The following is a 25,604-nucleotide window of genomic DNA, read 5'->3' on the forward strand; positions in this document are numbered from 1 at the left end:
CGGCCCTGCTAGGGACGAACGTCCCGGGCGACGGGGGCCTTCTTCTTGATCCCGAAGAGCGTGAACAGCAGCGCCCCGATCGCGGTGACGCACAGCAGCGCCAGACCGATCGTGTAGCTGTGGTCCTCCTCGTTGTACGTCGCGCCCATCACCAGCGGCGGGAAGAAGCCGCCGAGACCACCGGCCGCGCCGACGATGCCGCTGACGCTGCCGACCCGCTCCTTGGGCGCCGCAGCCGCGACCCAGGCGAAGACGCCGCCCGTGCCGAGGCCGAGGAAGGCCGCCATCACGACGAACGTCAGGCCGGCGGGGACCTCGGGTGCCGGCTGCAGCGCCACCACGACGGCCATCACCGCGGCGCCGGCGAAGGCGACCGCGGCGACCACGCGGGGTCCGACCTTGTCGGAGAGCACGCCGCCGATCGGGCGGCAGATGACCGCAGCGATCGCGAAGCCCGCGGTCCGGGTGCCGGCCTGGGTGAGATCGAACTCATACACGTCCTTCAGGTAGGTCGGGAGGTAGGTCGAGAAGGCGACGAACCCGCCGAACGCCACGGCGTACAGGAACGACATCTGCCAGGTGATCGGCAGCTTGAGGGCGGCCGCCAGCTTCGGCACGAACGGGTCCGGGTTCGGTGACCAGGCCGGCGAGTCCTGCATCAGCGACCAGACGATGAACGCGACCACGACCAGGGCGATCGCGATGATCAGGTGCGTGACGCCGTACCCGAACCAGTTCACGAACCGCGGCGTGAAGAACGACGACAGTGCGGTGCCGCCCATGCCGGCTCCGAAGACACCCGTCGCGAAGCCGCGCCGGTCCGCGGTGAACCACGCGTTCACGAACGGGATCCCGACGGCGAACGTGGTGCCGCCGATGCCGAGGAAGAAGCCGAAGAGCAGCAGCAGCCCGTAGGAGTCCTGGTTGCCCGCGAACGCGACGAGCAGGACGAACGGCGCGGTCGCGAGCAGCAGCACGGTGAACATCAGCCGGCCACCGAACTTGTCGGTCAGCGCGCCCGCGAGGATCCGCCCGAGCGAGCCGACCAGCACCGGGATCGCGACCAGCAGTGACTTCTCCCCCGACGTCAGCCCGAGCTGCTCGGTGTAGCGCACGCCCAGCGGCGCGATCATGTTCCAGGCCCAGAAGCTGATCGCGAAGGCGAGGGTGGCCAGCGCGAGGTTCTTGGTCTGGCCGGCCTTGAGCTCGGGGGTGACGGCGGTGTCACTCATCGGGGACTCCTGTCTCGATCGGGCGTGCCGACCGGGCTCCAGCCCGCGCGCGGACGGCCGGTGGGCGCCGGGGTCCGGGCGTCCCGGCTCCGGTAGACGATGTAGGGCCGGAACAGGTAGTGCACCGGCGCGGTGAAGGCGTGGACGAGGCGGGTGAACGGCCACGCGGCGAACAGCAGCATCGCGACGAGCACGTGCACGTGGAACTGGATCGGCGCCGCGGCCATGGCGTCGACGTCGGGCTGCAGGACGAACAGCGAGCGGAACCACGGAGACACGGTCTCGCGGTAGTTGTGGGCCTCGTGGCCGGCGCCGACGGAGACCAGCGTGGTCCACAGGCCGAGCGTGATCGCGCCGACCAGCAGCACGTACATCACCTTGTCGTTGGTGGTCGTCGCCATGAAGACCGGGCCGGTCCTGCGGCGCCGGACGATCAGGATGAGGATCCCGGCGAGCGTGCACACGCCCGCGATGCCGCCGAAGAGCAGCGCGTTGAAGTGGTAGAGGCTCTCGGAGATGCCGACCTTCTCGGTCCAGTCCTCCGGGATCACCAGGCCGCCGACGTGGCCGATGAAGACCATCAGGATCCCGAAGTGGAACAGCGGGGAGCCGATCCGCAGCAGTCGCGACTCGTAGAGCTGCGAGGAGCGCGTGGTCCATCCGAACTTGTCGTAGCGGTAGCGCCAGATGGTGCCGAGCACCAGCGTCGCGAGCACCAGGTAGGGCAGCACGCCCCAGAGCAGCACGTTCATCGGTATCCCCCGATCGGTCCCAGCTGGACGAGCTCGAGCCCGACGGTCTCGGTCGGCGGCGAGCTGTCGACCATCGCCTGCACCGCGGCCCGGTCCTTGGGCGACGGCCCCGGCAGCGTCGCGCAGACCGCGGCGACCACGCCGGCGTACGGCGTCTTGTCCTCCTCCAGCCCGATCCGCAGCAGCTCGAGGCTGGGGCGGTACTGGCGCAGCAGCTCCTCGCCGGCGACCGGGTCGGCGACCGCGGCGAACTCCAGCACCATCGGCAGGTAGTCGGGCAGCTCGCCCGACGTGTCGACGAGGAACCCGCTGGCGCGGTAGGCCGCCTTGAACCCCGCGAGCACCTCGCCACGGCGCCGGGTGTCCCCGTCGGTCCAGTACGACAGGTACAGCGCGTGCCGCTTGGACAGGTCGAACACGTCGACGTAGCGCCGCTCGAGCTCGCGCAGCGGCGTGGCCTCGAGCTCGTCGAGGAACGCGTCCAGGGAGGTCACCCCCTGCTCGGCGAGCGCCGCGCGCAGCACCGGCACCTGGTCCAGCAGGCGCTGGTCCGGGTAGGCCAGGAGGTACGACGCCACCTGGCGCACGACCCGCGTCCTCACGACGTCGGCTCCTCACGCGTGGCGGGACCCTTGGGGGCGGGGAACAGCCCGGGTGGGGTGCCGTTGCCGTCCCAGTTCAGCAGGTTGACGCGCCCGCGCAGGTCCTCGTTGCCGGCCGGCTCGTCCGAGGTCTGGCGCTGCTTGAGCGCGTGGAAGTTCTCCACCGCGACCGGCACCGGACGTCCGCTGGCCTCACCGAACGGGCCGGAGTCGTACATGCCCGGACCGTCCTCGTAGTCGAGCGAGCAGCCGATCTCCTCGAGCTCGTGGGCGTCCTCGACGTGCGCCTTCGGGATCACGTAGCGCTCGTCGTACTTGGCGATCGCCATCAGCCGGTACATCTCGTACATCGACTCCGCGGTCATGCCGACGGACTCCGGGATGGACTCGTCGGGGTCGCGGCCGAGGTTGATGCCGCGCATGTAGGAGCGCATCGCGGCGAGCTTGCGGAGCACGCCGTCGATCACGTCGGTGTCACCGGCGGTGAAGAGCTCGGCGAGGTACTCCGACGGGATCCGCAGCGCCTCGATCGCGCCGAACAGCACGCCCTGGTCCTCGGCGTCGTGGCCCTGCTTGGAGAGCAGGTCGACGATCGGCGAGAGCGGCGGGACGTACCAGACCATCGGCATCGTGCGGTACTCCGGGTGGAGCGGCAGCGCGACGCGGTACTTCTTCGCCAGCGCGTAGACCGGCGATCGCCGGGCGGCGTCCAGCCAGTCCTCCGGGATGCCCTGCTCGCGGGCGGCGGCGATGACCGCCGGGTCCTCGGGGTCGAGCAGCAGGTCCATCTGCGCCTCGTAGAGGTCCTTCTCGTCCGGCACCGACGCGGCCGCCGTGACTGCGTCGGCGTCGTACAGGAACAGCCCGAGGTAGCGCAGCCGGCCGACGCACGTCTCGGCGCAGACCGTGGGGATGCCGACCTCGATGCGCGGGTAGCAGAACGTGCACTTCTCGGCCTTGCCGGACTTGTGGTTGAAGTAGATCTTCTTGTACGGGCAGCCGGTGATGCACTGGCGCCAGCCGCGGCAGCGGTCCTGGTCGACGAGGACGATGCCGTCCTCCTCGCGCTTGTAGATCGCACCCGACGGGCAGGACGCCATGCACGACGGGTTGAGGCAGTGCTCGCAGATCCGCGGCAGGTAGAACATGAACGTCTGCTCGAGCTCGAACTTGATCTTGTCCTCGGACTCCTTGCGGATCCGCTCGACGATCGGGTCGAGGTGACCCATCTCCGAGGCGCCGCCGAGGTTGTCGTCCCAGTTCGCCGACCAGGTGACCTGGGTGTCCTCACCGGTGATCAGCGACTTCGGCCGGGCGACCGGGAAGTCGTCACCGAGCGGCGCCTCGATCAAGGTCTTGTAGTCGTAGGTCCACGGCTCGTAGTAGTCCTTGAGCTCCGGCTGGACGGGGCTGGCGAAGATCGACAGCAGCCGCTTGAGACGGCCACCGGTCTTGAGCTGCAGCCGCCCGCGCTTGTTGACCTCCCAGCCGCCCTTCCACTGCTCCTGGTCCTCGTAGCGGCGCGGGTAGCCCTGGCCGGGCCGGGTCTCGACGTTGTTGAACCAGACGTACTCGGTGCCGGCGCGGTTGGTCCACGCCTGCTTGCACGTCACCGAGCAGGTGTGGCACCCGATGCACTTGTCGAGGTTCATCACCATGCCCATCTGGGCCATGACGCGCATCAGTAGGTCACCTCCTGCGAGCGGCGACGGATGGTGGTGACCATGTCGCGCTGGTTGCCGGTGGGGCCGAGGTAGTTGAACGTGTAGGACAGCTGGGCGTAGCCGCCGATGAGGTGCGTGGGCTTCACCAGCAGCCGGGTCACCGAGTTGTGGATGCCGCCGCGGCGGCCGGTGGCCTCGGACTTCGGCACGTCGATCGTGCGCTCCTGCGCGTGGTAGACGTACACGACGCCCGCCGGCATCTTGTGGCTGACGATCGCCCGTGCCACCAGCACGCCGTTCGCGTTGGTGGCCTCGACCCACTCGTTGTCGCGGACCTCGATCGCGGCGGCGTCCTGCGGGCTCATCCAGACCGTCGGGCCACCTCGCGACAGCGAGAGCATGAACAGGTTGTCCTGGTACTCCGAGTGGATCGACCACTTGGAGTGCGGCGTCAGGTAGCGCACGGTGATCTCGAGCCCGTCCGGGCCGAGCGCCGGCTCCCCGAACAGCCGTTGCATGTCCAGCGGTGGTCGGTACGTCGGCAGGGCCTCGCCGACGTCGGTCATCCAGTCGTGGTCGAGGTAGAAGTGCATCCGGCCGGTCAGCGTGTGGAAGGGCTTGAGCCGCTCGATGTTCACGGTGAACGGCGCGTAGCGCCGTCCGCCCGTCTCCGAGCCCGACCACTCCGGCGAGGTGATGACCGGCACCGGTGCGAGCTGGGTGTCGGCGAAGCTGATCCGCTTCTCCTCCGAACCCTCGGCGAGGTCGTGCAGCTTCTTGCCCACCCGCTCCTCGAGCGTCTTGAAGCCCTGCACGGCGAGCGCGCCGTTCGTCGTGCCGGAGAAGCGGAGGATCGCCTCGGCCATCTTCTTGTCGGTGTCGATCGCGGGCCGCCCGGCCCCCGCGCCGTGGGACATCACGCCGTTGGTGCCGGCGAGCGCGGCGACCTGCTCCTTCAGGTCGTACGTGACGTTCTTGACCGTGAAGCCGAGCTTGTCGGCGAGCGGGCCGACGGAGGCGAGCTTCTCGGCGATCGCGGTGTAGTCGCGCTCGACCACGTGGTACGCCGGCGTCGTGTTGTAGGGGTCTTTCGGCGTCTCGGCCGGGGTGTCGTGCATCAACGGCACCGACACCAGGTCCGTGCGGGTGCCGAGGTGGTCCTCGGCCAGCTCCGACAGTCGCTGCGCGATCGCGTGGAACGCCTCGAAGTCCGTGCGCGACTCCCACGGCGGGTCGATCGCCGGGCTGAACGCGTGCACGAACGGGTGCATGTCGGTCGACGACAGGTCGTGCTTCTCGTACCAGGTCGCGGCCGGAAGGACGACGTCCGACAGCAGCGTCGTCGAGGTCATCCGGAAGTCCGCGGAGACGAGGAGGTCGAGCTTTCCCTCCGGCGGGTCCTCGTGCCAGGCGACGCCCTGCGGCCGAGGCGTGGCGGGGTTCTCGCTGCCGAGCACGTTGGAGTGAGTGCCGAGCAGGTTCCTGAGGAAGTACTCGTTGCCCTTGGCGCTCGAGCCGAAGAGGTTGGACCGCCACAGCACCAGGGTGCGCGGCCAGGACTCCGGCGCGTCGATGTCGGCGATCGCGGGCTTCAGGCTGCCGTCGGCGAGGGAGTCCTTGACGTACTGCGCCGGGTCGTCGGTCTTCGCCGCCTCGGCCCCGACGTCGAGCGAGTTCTTGTCGAACTGCGGGTAGAACGGCATCCAGCCCTTCGCGGCCGACTGGGCGATCACGTCGGCGGTGTGCAGGTCCTTGAGGTGGCCGCGCGCGAGCGGCGAGCTCAGCGAGTCGGCGGAGTACCCGTCGGTGCGCCACTGCCCGGTGTGCATGTACCAGAACGACGTCCCGGTCATCGTGCGCGGCGGCCGGCTCCAGTCCAGGCCGTTGGCGAGCGAGATCCAGCCGGTGATCGGGCGGCACTTCTCCTGCCCGACGTAGTGCGCCCAACCGCCGCCGTTGCGGCCCATCGAGCCGGTGAGGATCAGCAGCGACAGGATCGCGCGGTACGTCGCGTCACCGTGGAACCACTGGCAGATGCCGGCGCCCATGATGATCATCGAGCGGCCGCCCGACTCCTCGGCGTTGCGCGCGAACTCGCGGGCGATCCGGATGCACTGCTCGGCTGGGACGCTGGTCCGCTCCGCCTGCCACGCGGGGGTGTACGGCGTGCTCGCGTCGTCGTACCCGGTGGGCCACTCCCCCGGGAGTCCCGCGCGGCCCACGCCGTACTGCGCGAGCATCAGGTCGAACACGGTGGTGACGCGGTGGCCGCCGACCGTCCGGGTCGGCACGCCGCGGCGCAGCACGGAGCCGGAGCCGTCGGCCTCGGTGAACGCCGGCAGCAGCACCTCGACGTTCTCGGCCTCGGCGCCGGCGAGGGTGAGGGTGGGGCTGACGCCCTCGAGGTCGAGGTTCCACCTCCCCTTGCCGGACTCGGCGTAGCGGAAGCCCATCGAGCCGTTGGGCACGACCGGCTGACCGGTGGCGCCGTCGATGAGCACGGTCTTCCACGCGTCCTCGTCGGCGGCGCTCTGCCCTTCTCCGGCGAGGTCCTGGGCGGTGAGGAACTTGCCGGGCACCAGCCCGTCCTCGTGGTCCTCGAGCCGGATGAGGAACGGCAGGTCGGTGTACTGGCGGATGTAGTCGACGAAGAACGGCGTGCGCTTCTCGACCAGGAACTCCTTGAGGATGACGTGCCCCATCGCCATCGCGAGCGCCGCGTCGGTGCCGGCCTGGGCCGGCATCCACTCGTCGGCGAACTTCGTGTTGTCGGCGTAGTCGGGGCTGACCGTCACGACCTTGGTCCCGCGGTAGCGCACCTCGGCCATCCAGTGGGCGTCCGGCGTCCGCGTGACCGGGACGTTCGACCCCCACATCATCAGGTACGTCGAGTCCCACCAGTCGCCGGACTCGGGGACGTCGGTCTGGTCGCCGAACACCTGCGGGCTGGCGACCGGCAGGTCGGCGTACCAGTCGTAGAACGACGTCATCACGCCGCCGATGAGCTGGATGAAGCGGGTGCCGACGCAGTGGCTGACCATCGACATGGCCGGAATCGGCGAGAAGCCGGTGCACCGGTCCGGGCCGTGGGTCTTGATGGTGTGCACGTGCGCGGCGGCGATCATGTCGACCGCGTCGCGCCAGCTGACGCGGACCAGGCCGCCCTTGCCGCGCGCCCGCTGGTACTTCCGGCGCTTCTCCGGGTCGCCGACGATCTCGGCCCAGGCGGCGACCGGGTCACCGAGCCGCTCGCGCGCCTCGCGGAACATCTCGACGAGAACGCCGCGCGCATAGGGGTAGCGCACCCGGGTCGGCGAGTAGGTGTACCAGGAGAACGCCGCACCACGCGGACAGCCGCGGGGCTCGTACTCGGGGCGGTCCGGGCCCACGCTCGGGTAGTCGGTCTGCTGCGACTCCCACGTGATGATCCCGTCCTTGACGTAGACCTTCCACGAGCAGGAGCCCGTGCAGTTCACGCCGTGCGTGGACCGGACGACCTTGTCGTGGCTCCACCGGTCGCGGTAGAAGACGTCGCCCGCGCGGCCGCCCTCGCGGAACACCGCGCGACCGTCGTCGGTCTCGTCCCATCTCGTGAAGAACCGCCCCGCCTTGAGGAGCGCATCGCTCCCAGGCCCGTCCACCCCATTGGTCCGAGACATGCAGTCAACCTAGGGACCGTGTTACCGGGATGTAAAGGGACCAAGGTCCTCCGGGGCGTGACCGGTCCGGAGGCGGGGGCGATAGTCCCTCACGTCTTGGCTGCCCCGTACGGCGTGTCGCCGACCAAAACGTTAGGGACTATCGCGCCTGGCCCCCTCAGCGCTGGTGGTAGTGCCGGACCCGCTGCGCCCGGATGTCGTAGCACCGGTTGCCCGCGATGCTGCTCGGCACGACGTTCCGCTTCAGCACCCCGCAGTTCCAGACGTCCTGCGAGCCGGCGATCTCCGTCCACCGGCCGTCCACCTCGGCCCACAGCGCCCGGTAGCCACCGCAGTCGTTGACGCCGCCGACGGAGTAGCCGTCGGTGCGCACCCGCTCGACGGTCACCCCGACGTAGCCGTCGGTGCAGCTCGAGCGGTCGGTGAGGCGCTGCGCCTTGTTCCCGATGAAGCGCTTGAACGCCCTGGGCGCACCGCGCAGGTCCTTGGCGTCGGCTCGCTCCTGCACCTCGACGCCCGGCGACTCACCGCCGGCGTAGACGATGAGCCGCGGGTTCTCGTTGTCGGCGACGGCGGTCGCGTGCGCAGGTGCGCCGCACGAGCTCAGCGTCAGCGCGACGGCGCCCACGAGGAGCAGAGCAGACAGGTTCTTGGTCCCGAGTCGAATGTCCATGGTCTGGAGACGACGCGGATCAGCCGGAGGTTGCGACCGATCTGGAGAACTTGTCCCCGACCGCGGCGACGGAGACCTCGAAGCCGTTGACCATGGCGTTGCCGGAGATCTCGTCCACGAGACGGCCCGGGGAGATTGCGTTGGTGTTCACGCCCGGTGCGCCGCCGGCGACGGAGAGGCGGGCGCCGTCCGCGCCGTGCCCCCATCCGTGCGGTGTGCAGACCACGCCGGTCATGATGCCGTCGTCGATCTCGAGCGGGATCTCGATCGCACCGCTCTCCGAGGTCACGCAGACGAGGTCGCCGTCGGCCAGGCCCCGCTCGGCTGCGTCCGCGGGGTGCATCAGCAGCGTGCACCGGTTGCTGCCCTTCATCAGCTGCGGCACGTTGTGCAGCCAGGAGTTGTTCGAGCGCAGGTGCCGGCGGTTGACGAGGACCAGCTCCGGTCGGGGCCGGCCCAGGCGTCGCTCGAGACGTGCGAGGTCCGCGGTGATGTACGGCGGCGCCAGGACGAGCCGGCCGCTCTCGGTGTCGATGACGTCGGCCAGGCGCGGGACCATCGGGCCGAGGTCGATGCCGTCGGGGTGCTCGCGGACCTTGGCGAGGGTGAGGCCGTCGGGGTTCTCGCCGTACCGGTCGCCGAACGGGCCGGAGCGGATCTGCAGGTCGAGCAGCCGCAGCGGCCCGCCCTCCGTGTAGTGCCGGCGCGCGGCCTCGCCGTCGATGCCGTGCGCCATCGCGAGCACGTCGAAGAAGCCGTCGTCGATCGCGGCGACGTCGAAGTCGGCCATCGGCGTGCCCAGGCACGCCCCGGCCAGTCGGATCAGCGTGTCCCACTCGCCGGGCCGGTCCTCGACCGGCTCGAAGACCGCCGGGGAGAACTTCGCACCGCTGCGCACCGCGAACATCCAGATCATGTCGTCGTGGTGGTCCGACTCCAGCGCCGAGAGGCCCGGGAAGATCACGTCCGCGTGCCGGGTGGTCTCGTTGATCCAGAGGTCGAGGCTGATCATTGCGTCCAGCTGCGGCAGAGCGGCGTCGAGCCGGTCCCCCTCGGGTGACGAGAGCACCGGGTTCCCGGCGACCGTGAACAGCGCCTTGATCTGTCCCTTCCCCGGCGTGCTGATCTCCTCGTGCAGGCACGACACCGGCACGTGACCCAGCACCTCGGGCGCACCGCGGACCCGGCTGCGCCAGCGGCCGAAGTTCGGCACGCCCTTCTCGAGGTCGGGCATCGGCAGGTCGCTCACCGTCCACGCGGCGGGCAGCGGGAACATCAGCCCGCCCTCGACGTCGAAGTGGCCGGTGAGGATGTTGACCACGTCGACCAGCCAGCTCGCCAGGGTGCCGAACTCCTGGTTGCAGAGCCCGATCCGGCCGTAGAGCGCGGCGCGAGGCGTGGTGGCGAGCTCCCGGGCGAGCGCACGGGTCCGCTCCGCCGGGACGCCGGTCAGCGACTCGACACGCTCGGGGGTCCACGGCTCGGCCAGGCGGCCGAGCGCGTCGACCGCGTCCTGCCCGCCCTCGACGTGGCCGAGCACGTGACCGAGGTCGACCAGTCCGTCGGCGTACAGCACCTGCACCATCGCCAGGAGGAACGCGGCGTCGGTGCCGGGCACGATCGGGATCCACTCGCTGGCCTTGGCCGCGGTGCCGGTACGCCGGGGATCGACGACCACGACCCTGCCGCCGCGCTTCTGGATCGCGCCGATCTCGCCCATCACGTCAGGACAGGCCATCAGGGAGCCCTGCGAGGCCTGCGGGTTGGCGCCCATGACGACGAAGAGGTCGGTGCGCTGGAGGTCCGGGACCGGGATCTTCCACATGCCGCCGTACATGAGGTGGGCGCCGACGTTCTTGGGCCACTGGTCCACGACCCCGGGCGAGTAGATCATCGGGATCCCGGACATCCCGATGAGGATGCCGACGTACCGGCTCAGGTCGAGCGCGTGGGCCAGCGGGTTGCCGACGTACGCCGTGACCGCCTCGATCCCGTGCTCGGCGATGACCGGGCCGAGGAGCTCGTCGACGCGGGCGTACGCCTCGGCGTAGCTGACCTCCTTGAACGTGCCGTCCGGCTGCTTCACGACCGGGCGGCGCAGCCGGTCGGGGTCGTGGTGCAGCGTCCCGAGCGTGGTGCCCTTCGGGCAGATGTGGCCCCGGGACCAGACGTCGTCCGGGTCGGCGGTGATCTTCTCGACCTGGTCGCCCCGGACGTGGACCTTCAGGCCGCACATCGCCTCACACAGGGGGCAGGTCCGCTTGTGCACGATCAGGGGCAGCTCCGTCATGGCGAGACCGTACAGCGATTCCATCAAGTGATGGAATAACCATCGTGTGATGGAATCAGGTCGTGAGCCAGCGCGACGTCCTCCTGGAGACCGCCGAACGGCTGTTCGCCGAGCGTGGGTACGGCGCGACCTCGCTGCGCGCGATCATGGCCGAGGCGGGCACGAACGTCGCCGCCGTGAACTACCACTTCGGCTCCAAGGACGCCCTGCTCGCCGAGCTGATCCGCAGCCGTAGCGACGCGATCCGCGCCGACCGGGAGGAGCGCCTCGCGGCGTTGGAGTCGGCGGACCACCCGGACGTCGACGAGCTGGCGGCCACCCTCGTCGAGCCGGTCGCCGCGCTCGCGCTGCGCGGCGAGGACGCCTGGATCCGCCTGGTCGGCGAGATCGCCGGCTCGCGCCGCGAGCCCGGGTGGAGCCTGCTCAACGAGACGTTCGCGCCCCAGGCCAACCGCATCGGGCGGGTGCTGCGCCGCATCGACCCCGACCTCCGGCTCTCCAGCGTCCGGTTCCGGATCGCCGAGGCCACCTCGCTCTGCTTCCGGGTCCTCGGTGACCTGGAGTTCGTCCGCGGCAACGTCGGCACCCCGGCCCGGCCGGCCCCTGCGGCGCACGTCGTCGAGGACCTGCAGAACGCCGTCGCCGCGATCCTGGCCGGCAGGCCGTAGGCACGACAGGCAACGGCCCCGTCCCGCAGGCTGCGGAACGGGGCCGTCGCTCTTGCTGCTGAGTGCTCGCCGCTAGTCGACCTGGACGATCGTGTGCATGTCGCGATCGCCGTAGGTGACGTAGCCGAACCAGTTCTGCGACTCGGCGAGACCCGTCCACGTCGCGGTGTACGAGAACGGTTCACCGGACTCGACCGGGAGCGGGTCGGGGTCGAGCACCATGTTGCCGGCGTCGGCACCGTCCGCGACCACCCACTGGTCGTAGCGCATCGTGGCCGGCCCCTCGCCTGCGGCGAAGGCGTTCACGTACACGTCGTATGTCCCTGCGGGGACGCCGATCCCCGTGACGACCTCGTCGGAGCTCGCCGTGGCCGAGGCGCCGACCAGCTGGCCGTCGAGGTAGACCCACACGTCCAGGTCGTCGTCCGGGTCACCGTCGGTGCGGAACCGGACCGAGGACCCGGCCGGCACGACCACCGTGGACTTGAAGGTGTCCGCGTCGGCGCTCGGCGCGTCAGGGTTGAACCCACCGGCCGGCAGGTCCTGGACGACCGGCGTCGAGCCGACCAGGCCCGAGGGCTTGAGGTCGATGCTGCCGGAGAAGCCCGCCAGACCCTCGACCGTGGCCGTGCCGTTCGGGACGGTGCCCACGACCTCGTCGTCGGCGACCAGCGCCTCCGGCTTGACCGACACCGGGAGCTGGACCTTGTGGCCACGGCTGCCGGTCAGGAGCAGCTTGCCGGAGGTGAACTCGCCATAGGCGACGTCGTCGGCCGAGGCCAGCGTGACCTCGAAGCTCCGCGTCGCGCCGGCCGGGACCGTGATCGAGGCCGGGGTGGCGGTGACGGTGACACCGTCGAGGCCGGTCGAGCTGATCGTGTAGGTCTCGCCCTTGCCCGACACGTTGGTCACCCGGCGGGTCACCGTCTGGTTGCCGACCAGGTCACCGATGCCGATCGACGGCAGGTTGAGGTCGCTCGCGTCGATGGGGTTCGGCGTGAGCGGCGCACCCGTCGCCGTCGTGACTCCCTGACCGGACAGGAAGTTCAGGTAGTCGGCGCCCCGGGCGTCGAAGACCAGGCCCGGGTCGAGGAACTTGCGCGGGTCGACCTGACCCGCGCCCTGGGCGAACGGGCTCGGCTCCTCGTCCTTGAGGTCGTACGACGTCGTCATCATCGCCGACTTGACCATGGCCGGCGTCCAGTACGGCTTGAGCCGGTGGATGAAGGCGGCCAGGCCGGCGATGTGCGGGGACGCCATCGACGTGCCCGAGTAGAGGTCCCACTTGTGCCCGTGGTTGCTGGGCGGTGCGACCGCGGCGACGACGCTCACGCCGGGCGCGGCGATGTCGGGCTTGATGACGTCGCCGCCACCGGCGTCCGTGGCGGCCGGGCCGCGCGAGGAGAACCCGGCGATCTGGGGCACCGGGGTGTCGTCGGCGAGGTTCGGGTTGATCCGAGCCGTCGGGTTCTCGTCCTCGGTCACGTAGGCGTAGACCTCGTCGGCGTCCGGCACGTTCAGGTGCACGGTCGGGACCGAGTGGAAGTCCGCGTCGATGCTGTTGTCGCTGGTGTTGAGCAGCACCATGCCGACACCACCGGCCCGGGCGACCTCGGCGCTCTTGGCGATCCGGTCGTAGACGCCACGGTCACAGGCGACGATCGTGCCCTCGACCTTCGCGGGGTCCAGCGAGTCCGGACCGCAGAGGCCGTCGTCCTCGGACTCCGCGACCTCGACGTCGGCGGCGTAGACGAACGGGCTGGTCGGGACGGCCTTGTCGCTCACCATCGCGCCGACGTACTTCTCGCCGTTCCCGAGCACGACGCCGCCCTGGTAGTTGTACGACGTGCTGGCGGCCGTGGTCGTCATCCACGGGCCGTTGTTGCCGACGGTCGTGGCGTCCGGGCCGTCGTTGCCGGCCGAGGTCGCGACGAACACGCCCGCGATGGAGGCGTTCATGAACGCGAGGTTGCTGGCGTCGGTGAACGCGTCGCCGCCTCCGGTGCTGCCGATGGAGTAGTTGATGACGTCGACGCCGTCGCTGACCGCGTCGTCGATCGCCGCGATGATGTCGACGTCGCTGCCACCGTCCTGGGAGGCGTCCTCGAAGCTCCACAGCACCTTGTAGACCGAGATCATGGCGGCCGGCGCCATGCCGGAGGCCCGGCCGAAGTCCTGGCCCTCGATCTTGACCTTCACGCCGTAGTTGCCCGCGGCGGTCGCGGCGGTGTGCGAGCCGTGGCCGCCACCGTCGCGCGGCGAGCGGTACTCGGTCTCGGCCAGCTCCTTGCCCTCGGTGTAGGCGTCGTAGTAGCGCGCGCCGACCACCTTGGAGTTGCAGGTCGTGGCCGGGAACTCCTCACCGGCCTCGCAGGTGCCGTAGAAGCCGGGCACGCTCACGGGGCCCTTCTTGCCCTTGAACGACGGGTTCTCGGGCCAGATGCCGGTGTCGATGACGCCGACGACGACGCCCTTGCCGGCCTTCGCCGTACCACCGTTCTTGGCCCACTGGCCGTTCTTGCCGCTCATGTGCAGGAACTCAGGGGTGTGCACCGTGGTGGCCTGGACGCGCTCCTGCGGGTTCACGGTCAGGACGCTGGCGTCCTTGCGGAGCGCGAGGACCTGGGGGCCCGTGAGCTGGGCCGAGAAGCCGTTGAGGGCGGTGGTGTAGCGGTAGATCGTGTTCGGGTCACCGACACGTTGGAGGACGCGGTCCTGCTGGCTGGCCAGCATCCGCTCGTACTGCTGCACCGCGGCGGCGCGGGGGTTGAACGACCCGCCGGCCGCGGGCGCGGTCCGGGCGTAGCCCTTGCGGCCTCCGGCGTACGACGCCGACGGCGGAGCCTTGAGGATCACGTTGTACACCCCGGCCTCGGGGAGGGCATCGCCGCCGAACGCGGCGCGCGCCGCGTCGACCGGGGCGACGTCCTTCTCCGCGGTGGACAGGGCGGACGACGTGGGCGCCACCGCCAGGGCGCTCGAGAGCGCGACGATGGGCGTCAATGTCAGCGCAGCAAGCCTGACCCGCCCGAGATGGAACACAGACAAGATTTTCCTCGATTCACAGAGCAAACCGGACGATCGACACCGAGCCGACCGGGTGCCCCCGAAACACCAGGGACGTGAGTGATCCTGTGTGCACCGGGCCACCCGGTCAAGGCCCAAACGGGTAACAGTCCTGTCGCGGGTCCGACGCAGCCGGCCCCGCCTAGGCTGGAGGCATGCGTCGTCTCGGGTGGGTGGTGGGCCCGCTCGCGCTCCTGGCCGTGGTCGCCGGAGCGGTGGCGGGTTGGTCGGCGTGGCACGGCGAGGATGCGTACGACCACACCCTCCAGCGCTACGGCGACCGCGGCGAGCCGAACGTCTACGTCGACCTGCCCGACGGCGAGGCCCAGCTGGCGCTCGGATCCCCGGACGGGCACCGGCTCGTCGTGCAGTGGCGAGACCCCGACGGCCACGGCTGGACCGCGCCGGAGACGGTCTGGAACGACCGGGAGAACCTCGCGATCGAGAACACCGTGCGGTACGGCGGCGGCACCGTCGCGGTGGTGGAGACCTACACCTCCGACGTCCACGACGACAGTGACAGCAGCGCGTCGTACGTCGCCGTCGTGTGCCGGGACCTGGCGTGCGACGCGACGGACTCCTGGGCCACCGAGGGCCAGGTGACCCCGGACGGGTCCAGCGCCTACCTCGGGCAGTCCGCGGAGGGCGTGCTGTTCTGGGACGCGTCGGCCGGCTTCCACGAGGAGCGCTGGGAGAACCATCCGGGCTTCGACTACCGCCGGGCGTCGCCGTCCGATCCCGTGCTCGCACCCGACGGGTCGCTGCGGATGGTCGGCTCCGCTCCCGACCACGGTTCCTGCACGTTCGCGCTCTACACGAGCGAGCCGGGCTCGGCCGGCCTCACCGTCGCGGACCGGCGGACCGAGCCGCTGCGCGGGAACCGGCCGTCCGACTGCCGCACCTACCTCGCGACCTGGAGCGACAGCTGGGTGCAGGTGAACCCGTCCAACCACCGGGGCGCGACCTTCTGGTTCGTCGACGACGGTGATGGCTGGACGACCACGACCGAGGACGCGAGCGGGTTCGACCGGATCGACGTGCGGGGGTGCTGCGACTCGTCGAGCATCGGCTTCGTGCACTGGAACGACGTCACGTTCGGCTCCCCCGACGGCCAGCGGATCCAGGTGCAGAGCCACCTGCTCGGCGAGGAGCGCTGGAGCGACCCGGTCCTCCTCGACGGCGCACCGCCGGGCAGCCGGTGCCGGTGGCAGGAGGGGTACGAGGCCGGGCCGCAGGGCTTCGCGGTCGTGATGACCTGTCGCGGCGGGGTCGCCGTCGCGGCGACCCCGGACCTGCGGAGCTGGACCTCGACGTACCTGCCCGGTGTGCGCGGTGCGGCCGTGGGTGACGACGAGGGCCTCAGCATCGGGCAGCGCCGGGTCTGGAGCCCGGTCGACGGGTTCTAGTCAGACCGTGGCGACCTGCCGGGCCCGCCTCGACGGGCGGACCGCCCGCTGCGCGTGCCGCTCGGCGACGGCGTCGGCGTAGGCGGCGCGGCGGCGACCGACCACACCCGCGGGCCGGGTCTCGGGCACCGCCAGCAGCTCCGGGTGGAGGGCGGCGTTGAGCGCGTCGCGCAGGAGCACCAGTGCCTCCGCGCGGAGCTGGGAGATGCGCGACTCGGTGACCCCGAGCTCGGCGGCGATCTCGGCCATCGGGCGCTCCTCGAGGAAGTAGCCGCGGACCACGGTGGCGAGCCGGTCGGGGAGCTCGGCGATCGCGTCGACGAGGTACTCGAGCCGCTCGGTGTTCAGGGCGCTGGCCTCCGGTCCGTCACCCGGGGCGTGCAGGGTGTCGGCGTACGAGAAGTCGGGGCCGGTCTCGAGCGGGAGCACGGTCGCGCGGGCGACGTCGGCGTCGATCTTGACGACCTCGTCGACGCTCACGCCGAGCTCGCGGGCGACCACCGCGTCGCCCGGGGTCCCGCCGCCGGTGGCGGTCAGGCGGGCGCGGGCGTCGGCCAGCTCACGGCTGCGCCGGCGCACCGAGCGCGAGGCCCAGTCGACGGAGCGGAGCTCGTCGACGATCGCTCCCCGGATCCGCGTGGAGGCGTACCGGTCGAACGGCACCCCGCGCGCCGGGTCGAACGCCCGGGCGGCGGCGACCAGCGCCAGGTTGCCGGCCGAGTGCAGGGAGTCCTCGTCGACGTACGACGGCACTCGGGACATGGTCTCGCGGACCAGGTATCCCACGATCGGGAGGTAGCGGACGGCGAGCTCGTCGGCGTCGTCGCGGGCAAGGGGCTCGGTGGGTGCGGTGTGGGTCGTCATCGCAGACCAAACGGGCCTCCCCACCGCCCATGACGCGCGTTCGCGAGAAAACAACGGCTACTCGTCCGTAATGGTCCGACCCGAGGGCTCGACTAGTCCGAACGGGCCATGACTCTAGTCCGGTGGGCCCGCACCGAGCACCCGGCGGAAAGCACCAGAGCCTCCCCGGCGGGCCGGGGAGGCTCTGGTTCAAGAGGTTGATGCGGTGGAGCTGCGGGGAATCGAACCCCGGTCCTCGAGCGCCGATCCAGGTCTTCTCCGGGTGCAGTCCGTGATGTCGCTTTTCTCGGCCCCGGGGCTCGCACGGACACGTCCCCGACAGGCTCAGTCACGGAATAGTCCCGCTCACCCTCCGCGACACGGAGTGAGCAGCAAGTCTCCTAGATGACGCCAGGGTCCGGGCCGGAGACGGATACCCGGTCTGACGCTTCGATCACCGCTCAGGCGGCGAGAGCGAAGGAACTGCGCTTAGCGTTGGCAGTTATTGGTTTCCAGCGATCGTTTACGAGATAACGCTGGCTCCTCGACCCGCTTCCCCTGGAACTAACGTCCCAAGTCGAAACCGATCAGCCCCTCTTGAGTTGTGACACCAGTCTACGTGGCTCAACCACGCCGGGGCATCAGGGATTCCCCCAGGCGGCTCCGAGCTGCACCAGGACCAGCGGCTGGTCGGCCGCCGGCGCGGTGTCCGGCCACCGGTGGAGGTACGCCGCGAGCGCCGCGTCGTACTCCAGGTCGCCAGGCCCGAGGCGCCGGGCGGAGGCCGGCGCCCAGACGCCCTCACGGAGCACCTCGACCCGGGTGGCGACGGGGTCGATGTTGCGCCACCAGGTCTTGCGTGAGGGTCGTCCGGGGAGCAGGGCGAGTCCGCCCGGCGCCACGGCGTACTGGACCGGGAAGCGGTACCAGCGCCCCGAGCTCCTGCCTCGCAGGCCCAAGCCGATGAGGGCCCGCTGCAACCCCGGAGGGCGCGAGGAGGAGAGGAGCGCCAGCACCGCCCGGCTCGACGCCGACACTCCCGAGAGGGTCGGCACGAAGAGCCCGGTCACCAGGCCGAGCGCCGTGCCGGCGACGGCACCGGTGAGGGCACCGGTCACCAGCACGCTCGCGGCCGCCCACCCGGCGTCCGGCATCGTGGCGCCCACGAAGATGAGCGCCATGGTCGCGGGCCAGGCCGCGGTGTTCGCCACCACCCACCTCCGGGGGTGCCGCACGGCGCCGCGCAGGGCGTATGCCTGGGCGAGGCCGAGCACGAGGCCCAGCACCGCACCCAGGGCGCCCGCCGCCACGATCACCAGCAGCAGAGGTGGCTGCTCGTCCCCGCCTCCCTCGCGCAGGACGGCAGGAGCGGACGCCGCGGCCCAGCCCAACCCGGCGACGACGATCGTCGCCACCAGGTACCGCGCTCGGGACAACGCAGGCGCGACACGAGCGAGGACGGTCACCTGGGCGGTGCCCAGCGCCGTTCCCTCGACCAGGCCCCCGGCGACGACCACACTCAGCGCCGCAGGACCCGTCATCGTGTCGGCCACCATCGCCGCCGCGGCCGCGGCCGTCATGCCGAGCGCCTCGGCCGCCGCGCACGCGGCGATCCAGAGGCGGTACGGCGTGGCCCGGTCGGGGCGGACATCGGTCTCGAGCACGGCCCCAGTCCACTCCGCGCGGTGCGGGTGCAGCAGGGTCGAAGGTCACCCCGATCCGGGACCGAACAGCCCGGCCGGACGGGCCGTCAGCCGGCGAGGGAGAACGTCGCCAGGACGGCGTCGTGGTCGGAGCTGAGCTCGCGCGTCGACTGGGCCGTCGGGGTGAGGCCGGCGGTGTGGAAGACGTAGTCGATCGTGTGACCGAAGTGGTCACCGGTCCCCCCGTCGGGGACGCCGAACACGTCGTACGTCGAGGTCAGGCCGGCGGCAGCGAGGCCGGCGCCCGGCCAGAGCGGTCCGTGGTACCCGGCGTTGAAGTCGCCGCCGACCAGCACCGGGCCGCTGGCTGCGAGCTCGCGGACGACGTCGGCGAGGCCGTCGACGAAGACGGGCAGCAGGCCCGCCGTACGCTTCAGCGTCGGAGCCGGGTGCGCGGAGACGACCGAGACGACCTGGCCGGACGCGTTGCGCAGGGTGACCCAGTTGACGGCCCGCTCACCCCACTTGACCTTGCGGGTCGTGAGCCAGCGGTAGCCGGTGTCCACCTGGGTCCAGCGGTCGGTGCGCCACAGGACCGGGGTCTCGGCGAGGTACGGCGAGCCGGTGGCCCGGTACGACGCGTAGCCCGCCGGCCGGATCTCCGCGTCACCGCGGTGACCGGCCTCGTTGAGGGTGATGAAGTCCGGCTGCGTGGAGGCGACGGTGGCCAGGTCCTGGGCGAAGGCGCTCGCGGACATGCCCTGGTAGAGGTTCGCCTGGGTGATCGAGACGGTCGAGGGCGCGCTGGGCGGGGTCGGCGTCGGGACCGGCGGCAGCGGCGCGGCGCGCGGCACCACGACCGAGCCGCTGGACGGAGCCGGCGCCTTCACCGGGTCGGCCGACGGCGTGGCGGTCGGGGTCGGCCGCAGCCGGAGCTTCGCTCCCGGCAGGACCGGGGCCGGGTCGGCCGGTGGGGGCGGAGCCGTGAGCGTCACCGGGGGCTCGGGGACGCCGATCGCCTGCTGCTCGACCGCCGTGGACGCGACGCGCAGGTCGACGACGTTCCCGCCGACGACACCGGCCACCGTCACCGCGGAGGCGACGAGGACAGGGAGCAGCACGCGGTCCAGCACATCTCCGACATCGGCCGGAACGACTCAGACCTGAGGATCGGCGACCTTCACGATGATCCAGTTCCGTGGATCGCCGTTCATCGAGGTGCGGGTCAACGCGTAGACGCCGTCGAGCCGGGATCCGTGCAGGCGCACCTTGATGTGCCCGGCAGCGATCGCGCCCGCGGCATCGGGCTCCGTGAGGTTGTCGTAGGTGCCGCGGTCCCAGGTGGACTTGTTCTCGTCCTGGTAGTCGGCATGGTCGAGCTCGTGGTCGTCGACCTGGACGGCGAGCCGCTTCACGCGCGGATCGGTCGTGGGCTCCTTCGGCAGCGCCCACGACGCCAGGACGCCGTCGACCTCCAGCCGGAGGTCGTAGTGCAGCGTGGTCGCGCGGTGCCGCTGCACGACGAAGATCATGCCGCGACCCCGAACAGCCGGGCGCCGTTCTCCCAGCAGACCGCGCGCAGCCAGTCGTCCCCGAGGTCGAGGCGCGCCAGGCCCTCGAACTGGTGGGCGTAGGGGTACGGGATCGTCGGGAAGTCGCTGCCGAGCAGGATCTTGTGCGACACGTCGCGCAGCCGGGGCACCAGGTCGGGCGGGTAGGCCGGGAAGAAGTCCGTGAACACCATGGTGGTGTCGAGGCGGACCTCGTCGTACTGCTCCGCGAGCGCCAGGAACTCCGCGCACTCCGGCGCGCCCATGTGCGCGAGCACCAGCGCCAGCCGCGGGTGGCGGCGCAGCAGCCGCTCGGTCGACGCCGGACCGGTGAACTCGTTGCCGACCGGTCCGGAGCCCGCGTGCAGCACGACCGGCGTGCCGGCGTCCTCGAGCACACCCCACACGCCGTCGAGAAGCGGGTCGTCGACGTGGAACTCCCCCACCTGCAGGTGCAGCTTGAACACCTCGACGCCGGCCTCGACTGCGGCGGCGACGTACGACGGCGCCGACTGCTCGGGGTAGAACGTCGCCGACCACAGCGACTCCGGCACGTCCCGCGCGAACTCCGCCGCCCAGTCGTTGAGGTAGGCAGCGACCCCCGGCTTGTGCGCGTACGGCAGCGTCGGGAACCGCCGTACCCCCATCGCGCGCAGGATCTCGACGCGCTCGGCGTGGTCCTGCCGGTAGCGGATCGGCCAGTCGCGGCCGATCTTCGGCCCGGCGGCGTCGAAGACGGCGTAGACCGCGCGCTGGATGTTCGGCGGCAAGAAGTGCACGTGCACGTCGAACAGCCCCGGCAGGCCGAGCCCCTCCCAGAACGCCCGGACCGGCGGGACGTCGGGGTGAGGGTCAGTCACGCATGCCCTTCATGCGCCGGCCGATCGCCTGCTCGGTCTCCCGGTTGGCGGTCCGCTCGGCGATGGCCTGGCGCTTGTCCCACGACTTCTTGCCCTTGGCCAGGGCGATCTCGACCTTGGCCCGGCCGTCCTTGAAGTAGAGCGCGAGGGGGACGACGGTGAGGCCCTTCTCGTTCACCCGCCGCTCGATCTTGTCGATCTCGACGCGGTTGAGCAGCAGCTTGCGCTTGCGCCGCGCGGAGTGGTTGGTCCAGGTGCCCTGGGAGTACTCCGGGATGTGCACGTTGTGCAGCCACGCCTCGTGACCCTCGATGTCCACGAACCCGTCGACCAGCGAGGCCCGGCCCTGGCGCAGCGACTTCACCTCGGTGCCCATGAGGACCAGGCCGGCCTCGTAGGTGTCCTCGATGAGGTAGTCGTGCCGCGCCTTCTTGTTCTGCGCGACCATCTTCTGCCCGGTCTCCTTGGCCATGCACCCATTCTCTCAGTGCGCCGCAACCACGTTGAATCGGGACTTTCGGTCACTCGAATCGGGAGTTCTGGTCGATCCCGAGACCGGAACTCCCGACTCAACGGACCGGAACTCCCGACTCAACGGACCGGAAGTCCCGATTCGACGTCGGGGGGTTAGGGGAGCCAGGCCATCGGGTCGACGGGGTCGCCGTTCACCAGGATCGTGAAGTGGAGGTGGCAGCCGGTGGACCAGCCGGTGGAGCCGACGTACCCGACGGTCTCGCCCTGGTTGACGCGGTCGCCGACACCGACCCGGTAGCCGGTCGCGTGGTTGTAGACCGCGGTGACGTTCTTGCCGTTGATCTGGCCGAGGCTGAGGTAGAGCCGGTTGCCGTAGACGGTGGAGAAGTACGCCGCGATCACGGTGCCGCCCGCGACGGCGCGCATCGGCTCGCCGCAGGAGACGCCGAAGTCGGTGCCGTCGTGCATGCCCCAGTAGTGGTAGATCGGGTGCTCGCGGTAGCCGAACGACGAGGTCACCGCGCCCGGGACCGGGCGGATCAGCAGCCCGTTGGTCGAGCCGGTGTAGCCGCCCGTGGCGCGCCGCGACGCGGCCAGGATCAGCTGCTTGATGCGCGCCTCGCGCTGCTTGGCCACACGCAGGGCCGCGAGGTCCTGCTGACGGGCGGCACGGGCCTCGACGCTGGCGGTACGGCGGTTCTCGACCTGGGTCCGGACCGCCTGCTTCGCGGTCGCGGCCTCGGCGGTGAGCGTCTGCATGGTGGCCAGGTGCTCGGCCGCCGCCTCGCGCTGCTCCTCGACGTCGTCGCGGGCCGCCTGGACCTCGTTCTCGCGGACCTGGAGCAGCACCTCGGCGGCGTGCAGGTCGTCGTACGCCCGGGCCTCGCGGCCGACGATGACGTCGCTGAGCTCGGCCTGGCGGGTCAGGTCGGCGGTGGTGCGCGACTCGAGGATGGTGGCGAACGCCAGCAGCTGCGGGTCACCCTGCTCGTAGATGTCGGTGACGGTGTCGGTGAGCGCGATCCGCTGGTCGGCGAGCGCGTCCTGGCCCTCCGCGAGGTCGGCCTGCGCGTTCTCGAGGCGCAGCTCGGCGACCTCGAGCCGCTCCTGCATCTCCTGGTCGCGGACCTTCGCGGCGTCCAGCTTGGCGCGCGCGGCCCAGTACGTCCCGCGGGCGGCGGCCAGGTCGGAGACCGCCTGCTCCAGCGCGCTGCGCGCAGCCTGGAGCCGGTCGCTGGACTCGTCGAGGGCGTGCTCGGCGTGCTCGACCTGCTCCTGGGCCTGCTGCTGGCGGTGCCTCAGGTCCTTGGGGTCGGCACTGGCGAGCGGGACAGCCAGCGCACCGAGCGCGAGCGTGCAGGCCGCAGTGGCCGCAGCAAGGCGCTGGCGAGCGGTACGGGGGAAGTGACGCACCGTGTTGCCTTCGTGTTCGGGGAAGTGAACGCGACGACGGTAACCCGCGCGGATCAGACTTTGAGGTATTTGCGCGTCAACACGAGTGTCGGGAGCAGCGTGAGCACCGGGCCGAGGATCGCGACCACGATCGCGGCGTAGGTGAACTCCTCCATCCCGATCCAGGGGATGAAGCCCACGAGGTCCTCGAGCTGTTGGTGCACGCCGAACCACATGAACGCCCCGAGCGCGCCCACGGCGACCACCACCGCGATCGCCGCGGTCACCAGGGCCTCCATGAGGAACGGCAGCGCGATGTAGAGGGTGGACGCCCCGACCAGGCGCATGATGCCGATCTCGCGGCGGCGTGCGAAGGCCGCCAGCCGGATCGTGTTCGCGACCAGCAGGAGCGCCGCGACGACGAGGAACGCCGCGATCCCGAGCGCGCCGATCCGCATGACGTTCAGACCCTGGAGCACCGGGCCCACGATCTGGCGCTGGTCACGCACGCTGGAGACGCCGTCGAGCCCGATGATCGCGCTCTCGATCCCTTCGTACTCGTCGGGGTCGTTGAGCGTGATCCAGACCGACTCGGGCATGTCCTCGGCGGTCGCGGCCGGGTTCGGTCCCTCGAACTTCTCGGCGCCGAGGAGCTCCTTGATCTTCTCGAACGCCTCCTCCTTGGTCTCGAAGCGGTAGCTGTCGACCTCGGGGTTCTCCTCGACGACCGCGGCGATCCGCTCCTTCTGCGCCTCGGTGACCTCACCGGCGCAGGCTGGGTTGTCGTCGCGGTCCTTGCAGAGGAACGCCGTGATCTGCAGCTCGGAGCCCCACTGCTCCGCCGCCTTCTCGGCCTGCTGGTTCAGCAGCACGCCGAGCCCGACCAGGGTCAGCGAGACGAAGAGCGTGAGGATCACGGCCACGTGCATGGACAGGTTGCGGCGCAGGCCCTGGCCGAGCTCGGAGAAGACGTAGCGAAGCTGCATGGGTGCGGGGACTCGTTTCGGTGGAGTGCGTCGTACGGGGGCGCGGCTCAGTACTGGACCGTCAGTGCTGGAAGCCGTAGCTGCCCTGGACCTGGTCGCGCACGACCCGGCCGTCGTCCAGCTCGATGACGCGCTTGCGCATCTGGTCGACGATGCCGGCGTCGTGGGTGGCCATCAGCACGGTGGTGCCGGTGCGGTTGATCCGGTCCAGCAGCTTCATGATGCCGACCGAGGTCGTGGGGTCGAGGTTGCCGGTGGGCTCGTCGGCGATCAGGATCATCGGCCGGTTCACAAACGCCCGGGCGACCGCGACCCGCTGCTGCTCGCCGCCGGACAGCTCGTCGGGCATCCGGTCGCCCTTGCCGTCGAGACCGACCAGCTCCAGCGTCTCGGGGACCAGCTTGTTGATCTCGGAGCGGGAGCGGCCGATCACCTGCAGCGCGAAGGCGACGTTCTCGCTGACGGTCTTGTTCGGGAGCAGCCGGAAGTCCTGGAACACCGTGCCGATCTGGCGACGCATCCGCGGGACCTTCCAGCTGGCGAGCCGGTTGATCTCCTTGCCGGCGACGTAGATCCGGCCGGACGTGGCGCGGTACTCGCGCAGCACCAGGCGCAGGAACGTCGACTTGCCGGAGCCCGACGTGCCGACGAGGAAGACGAACTCCCCCTTGTCGATGTCGACCGACACCTGGTCGAGGGCGGCGCGCGCCTGGCCGGGGTAGGCCTTGACGACCTTCTCGAAGCGGATCACCGGATCGAGGGTAGTCGGTGGCCCCACGCCGCCTGCGGACCCGTCCCGGGTGGGAGCGCCGGGTGAAGAGTCCTCGGTTCCGCGGACGGACTGCCGATGCACCGATAGCGTCCGGAACCGGAGGTGGGGTGGATGAGCACGAGGATGCGACGGGCTGTGGCGTGCGCCACGGCGCTCGCGGCGGCGGCAGCGGTGCTGGGTGTGACGAGCACCTCGGGCCAGGCGGCCGGCACGGATCGCGAGGCCGCGCGGTACGCCGCGATCGTCCAGGACGACCCGACCGCGGCGATCGACAGCAACGGGCGCGTCTACTACACCGAGCCGGTGCCGAGCGCTGCCGCCCTGCGCGCGCAGCGGGCCGCACCGCGGCTCGCGCCACAGTTCCCGCTGAGCCAGACGTTCCGGCTGCACAGCCAGCCCGGGTCGAACCGGACGATCCTCCTCGACTTCGACGGCGCGACCGTGTCCGGCTCCGCCTGGAACAGCGAGGGGCTGCCCAACGGCAGCCACCCCGCCTGGACCCTCGACGGCAACGCCGGGTCGTTCAACGACGACGAGCGCGCCGTGATCCAGGAGGTCTGGCAGCGGGTCGCGGAGGACTTCGCGCCGTTCGACGTCGACGTCACCACCGAGGACCTCGGCGCGGACCGGATCACCCGCAGCGGCTCCGGCGACCAGGTCTTCGGCTCGCGCGCGCTGATCACGCCCAGCAACGCCGTGGACAACCTCTGCGACGGGCAGTGCGTCGGCATCGCCTACCTCGACGTGTTCGACCAGGTCGGCGGGAGGTCGCAGCCCGTGTGGGTGTTCCCGCAGTACTACCAGGACAACGCCAAGGGCATCGCCGAGACGGTCTCGCACGAGGTCGGCCACAACCTCAACCTCGAGCACGACGGCAACAGCGAGGAGGGCTACGACCCCGGCCACGCCCCCTGGGCGCCGATCATGGGCAACTCCGACCACCAGCCGATCAGCCAGTGGAGCAAGGGCGACTACGCCGACGCCGACAACCAGCAGGACGACTTCGCGGTGATCCAGGCCGCCGGGCTGAGCCCGCGCGCCGACGACGCCGGCAACAGCGTGGGTTCGGCCA

At 70.8% G+C, this 25,604-nt stretch carries 20 protein-coding genes and 1 other RNA gene; 3 read left to right on the forward strand and 18 right to left on the reverse strand.

Annotated elements, in window-relative coordinates; all coding sequences use genetic code 11:
- Positions 1-8 precede the first annotated feature (8 nt).
- From ABD875_RS19810 to ABD875_RS19840, 7 genes are all read right to left on the reverse strand, one after another.
- Positions 9-1,232: an MFS transporter gene (locus tag ABD875_RS19810; RefSeq protein WP_345181489.1), complete on the reverse strand. Its 1,224-nt coding sequence runs from the start codon at positions 1,230-1,232 to the stop codon at positions 9-11.
- A complete protein-coding gene (gene narI, locus ABD875_RS19815) occupies positions 1,229-1,984 on the reverse strand; it encodes a respiratory nitrate reductase subunit gamma (RefSeq protein WP_379188347.1) in 756 nt (251 codons plus the stop codon). The genes ABD875_RS19810 and narI overlap by 4 nt, the downstream gene beginning before the upstream one ends.
- Entirely contained in the window at positions 1,981-2,586 is a 606-nt protein-coding gene (gene narJ / locus ABD875_RS19820) for a nitrate reductase molybdenum cofactor assembly chaperone (RefSeq protein ID WP_345181491.1), read from the reverse strand. The genes narI and narJ overlap by 4 nt, the downstream gene beginning before the upstream one ends.
- Complete coding sequence (gene narH / locus ABD875_RS19825; protein ID WP_345181494.1) at positions 2,583-4,268, reverse strand: nitrate reductase subunit beta; 1,686 nt, start codon at positions 4,266-4,268, stop codon at positions 2,583-2,585. The genes narJ and narH overlap by 4 nt, the downstream gene beginning before the upstream one ends.
- Positions 4,268-7,909 (reverse strand): nitrate reductase subunit alpha, encoded by a 3,642-nt coding sequence (locus tag ABD875_RS19830; protein WP_345181496.1) that lies wholly within the window; start codon positions 7,907-7,909, stop codon positions 4,268-4,270. The genes narH and ABD875_RS19830 overlap by 1 nt, the downstream gene beginning before the upstream one ends.
- A 157-nt stretch (positions 7,910-8,066) precedes the next feature.
- Positions 8,067-8,582, reverse strand: coding sequence for a hypothetical protein (locus ABD875_RS19835; protein WP_345181498.1), 516 nt, complete (start codon positions 8,580-8,582; stop codon positions 8,067-8,069).
- 19 nt (positions 8,583-8,601) lie between these two features.
- Positions 8,602-10,872: a molybdopterin-dependent oxidoreductase gene (locus ABD875_RS19840; protein ID WP_345181501.1), complete on the reverse strand. Its 2,271-nt coding sequence runs from the start codon at positions 10,870-10,872 to the stop codon at positions 8,602-8,604.
- A gap of 62 nt (positions 10,873-10,934) precedes the next feature.
- On the opposite strand from ABD875_RS19840, the gene ABD875_RS19845 reads away from it, so the two are divergent.
- Positions 10,935-11,540, forward strand: a complete 606-nt coding sequence (locus ABD875_RS19845) for a TetR family transcriptional regulator (RefSeq protein ID WP_345181503.1) — start codon at positions 10,935-10,937, stop codon at positions 11,538-11,540.
- Between the two features lie 72 nt (positions 11,541-11,612).
- Here ABD875_RS19845 and ABD875_RS19850 read toward each other — a convergent pair whose 3' ends face one another.
- Positions 11,613-14,543 (reverse strand): S8 family serine peptidase, encoded by a 2,931-nt coding sequence (locus ABD875_RS19850; RefSeq protein ID WP_345181504.1) that lies wholly within the window; start codon positions 14,541-14,543, stop codon positions 11,613-11,615.
- Between the two features lie 218 nt (positions 14,544-14,761).
- On the opposite strand from ABD875_RS19850, the gene ABD875_RS19855 reads away from it, so the two are divergent.
- Positions 14,762-16,012 carry a hypothetical protein gene (locus tag ABD875_RS19855; RefSeq protein ID WP_345181506.1) on the forward strand — a complete coding sequence of 417 codons (1,251 nt, stop codon included), beginning with the start codon at positions 14,762-14,764 and terminating at the stop codon, positions 16,010-16,012.
- Here the strand turns inward: ABD875_RS19855 and ABD875_RS19860 are convergent, their stop codons facing one another.
- The 10 genes from ABD875_RS19860 to ftsE form a co-directional block, all read right to left on the reverse strand.
- The gene (locus ABD875_RS19860; protein ID WP_345181507.1) at positions 16,013-16,876 is read right to left on the reverse strand and encodes a sigma-70 family RNA polymerase sigma factor; all 864 of its coding nucleotides are present in this window, start codon (positions 16,874-16,876) and stop codon (positions 16,013-16,015) included. It lies immediately after the preceding gene.
- Positions 16,877-17,079: 203 nt separating this feature from the next.
- Positions 17,080-17,450: a transfer-messenger RNA gene (ssrA, locus tag ABD875_RS19865) on the reverse strand.
- Positions 17,451-17,496: 46 nt separating this feature from the next.
- Entirely contained in the window at positions 17,497-18,519 is a 1,023-nt protein-coding gene (locus ABD875_RS19870) for a PNPOx family protein (protein WP_345181509.1), read from the reverse strand.
- Positions 18,520-18,605: 86 nt separating this feature from the next.
- Complete coding sequence (locus ABD875_RS19875) at positions 18,606-19,619, reverse strand: endonuclease/exonuclease/phosphatase family protein (RefSeq protein WP_345181510.1); 1,014 nt, start codon at positions 19,617-19,619, stop codon at positions 18,606-18,608.
- Positions 19,620-19,655: 36 nt separating this feature from the next.
- On the reverse strand, positions 19,656-20,030 hold the full coding sequence (locus tag ABD875_RS19880; protein ID WP_345181512.1) for a DNA polymerase ligase N-terminal domain-containing protein: 375 nt from the start codon (positions 20,028-20,030) through the stop codon (positions 19,656-19,658).
- Entirely contained in the window at positions 20,027-20,908 is an 882-nt protein-coding gene (locus ABD875_RS19885) for an amidohydrolase family protein (protein WP_345181514.1), read from the reverse strand. The genes ABD875_RS19880 and ABD875_RS19885 overlap by 4 nt, the downstream gene beginning before the upstream one ends.
- On the reverse strand, positions 20,901-21,380 hold the full coding sequence (gene smpB / locus ABD875_RS19890; protein WP_345181516.1) for an SsrA-binding protein SmpB: 480 nt from the start codon (positions 21,378-21,380) through the stop codon (positions 20,901-20,903). Before smpB ends, ABD875_RS19885 begins: the two co-directional genes overlap by 8 nt.
- 155 nt (positions 21,381-21,535) lie before the next feature.
- The gene (locus tag ABD875_RS19895; RefSeq protein ID WP_345181518.1) at positions 21,536-22,795 is read right to left on the reverse strand and encodes a peptidoglycan DD-metalloendopeptidase family protein; all 1,260 of its coding nucleotides are present in this window, start codon (positions 22,793-22,795) and stop codon (positions 21,536-21,538) included.
- A gap of 53 nt (positions 22,796-22,848) precedes the next feature.
- A complete protein-coding gene (gene ftsX, locus ABD875_RS19900; RefSeq protein ID WP_345181519.1) occupies positions 22,849-23,760 on the reverse strand; it encodes a permease-like cell division protein FtsX in 912 nt (303 codons plus the stop codon).
- Between the two features lie 61 nt (positions 23,761-23,821).
- The gene (gene ftsE, locus ABD875_RS19905) at positions 23,822-24,511 is read right to left on the reverse strand and encodes a cell division ATP-binding protein FtsE (protein WP_243059353.1); all 690 of its coding nucleotides are present in this window, start codon (positions 24,509-24,511) and stop codon (positions 23,822-23,824) included.
- A gap of 144 nt (positions 24,512-24,655) precedes the next feature.
- On the opposite strand from ftsE, the gene ABD875_RS19910 reads away from it, so the two are divergent.
- The coding region (locus ABD875_RS19910; RefSeq protein ID WP_425576200.1) for a zinc-dependent metalloprotease family protein at positions 24,656-25,604 on the forward strand (949 nt) is incomplete at its 3' end.

The organism is Nocardioides caricicola, from assembly GCF_039541135.1.
In the GTDB taxonomy this organism is placed as follows: domain Bacteria; phylum Actinomycetota; class Actinomycetes; order Propionibacteriales; family Nocardioidaceae; genus Nocardioides; species Nocardioides caricicola.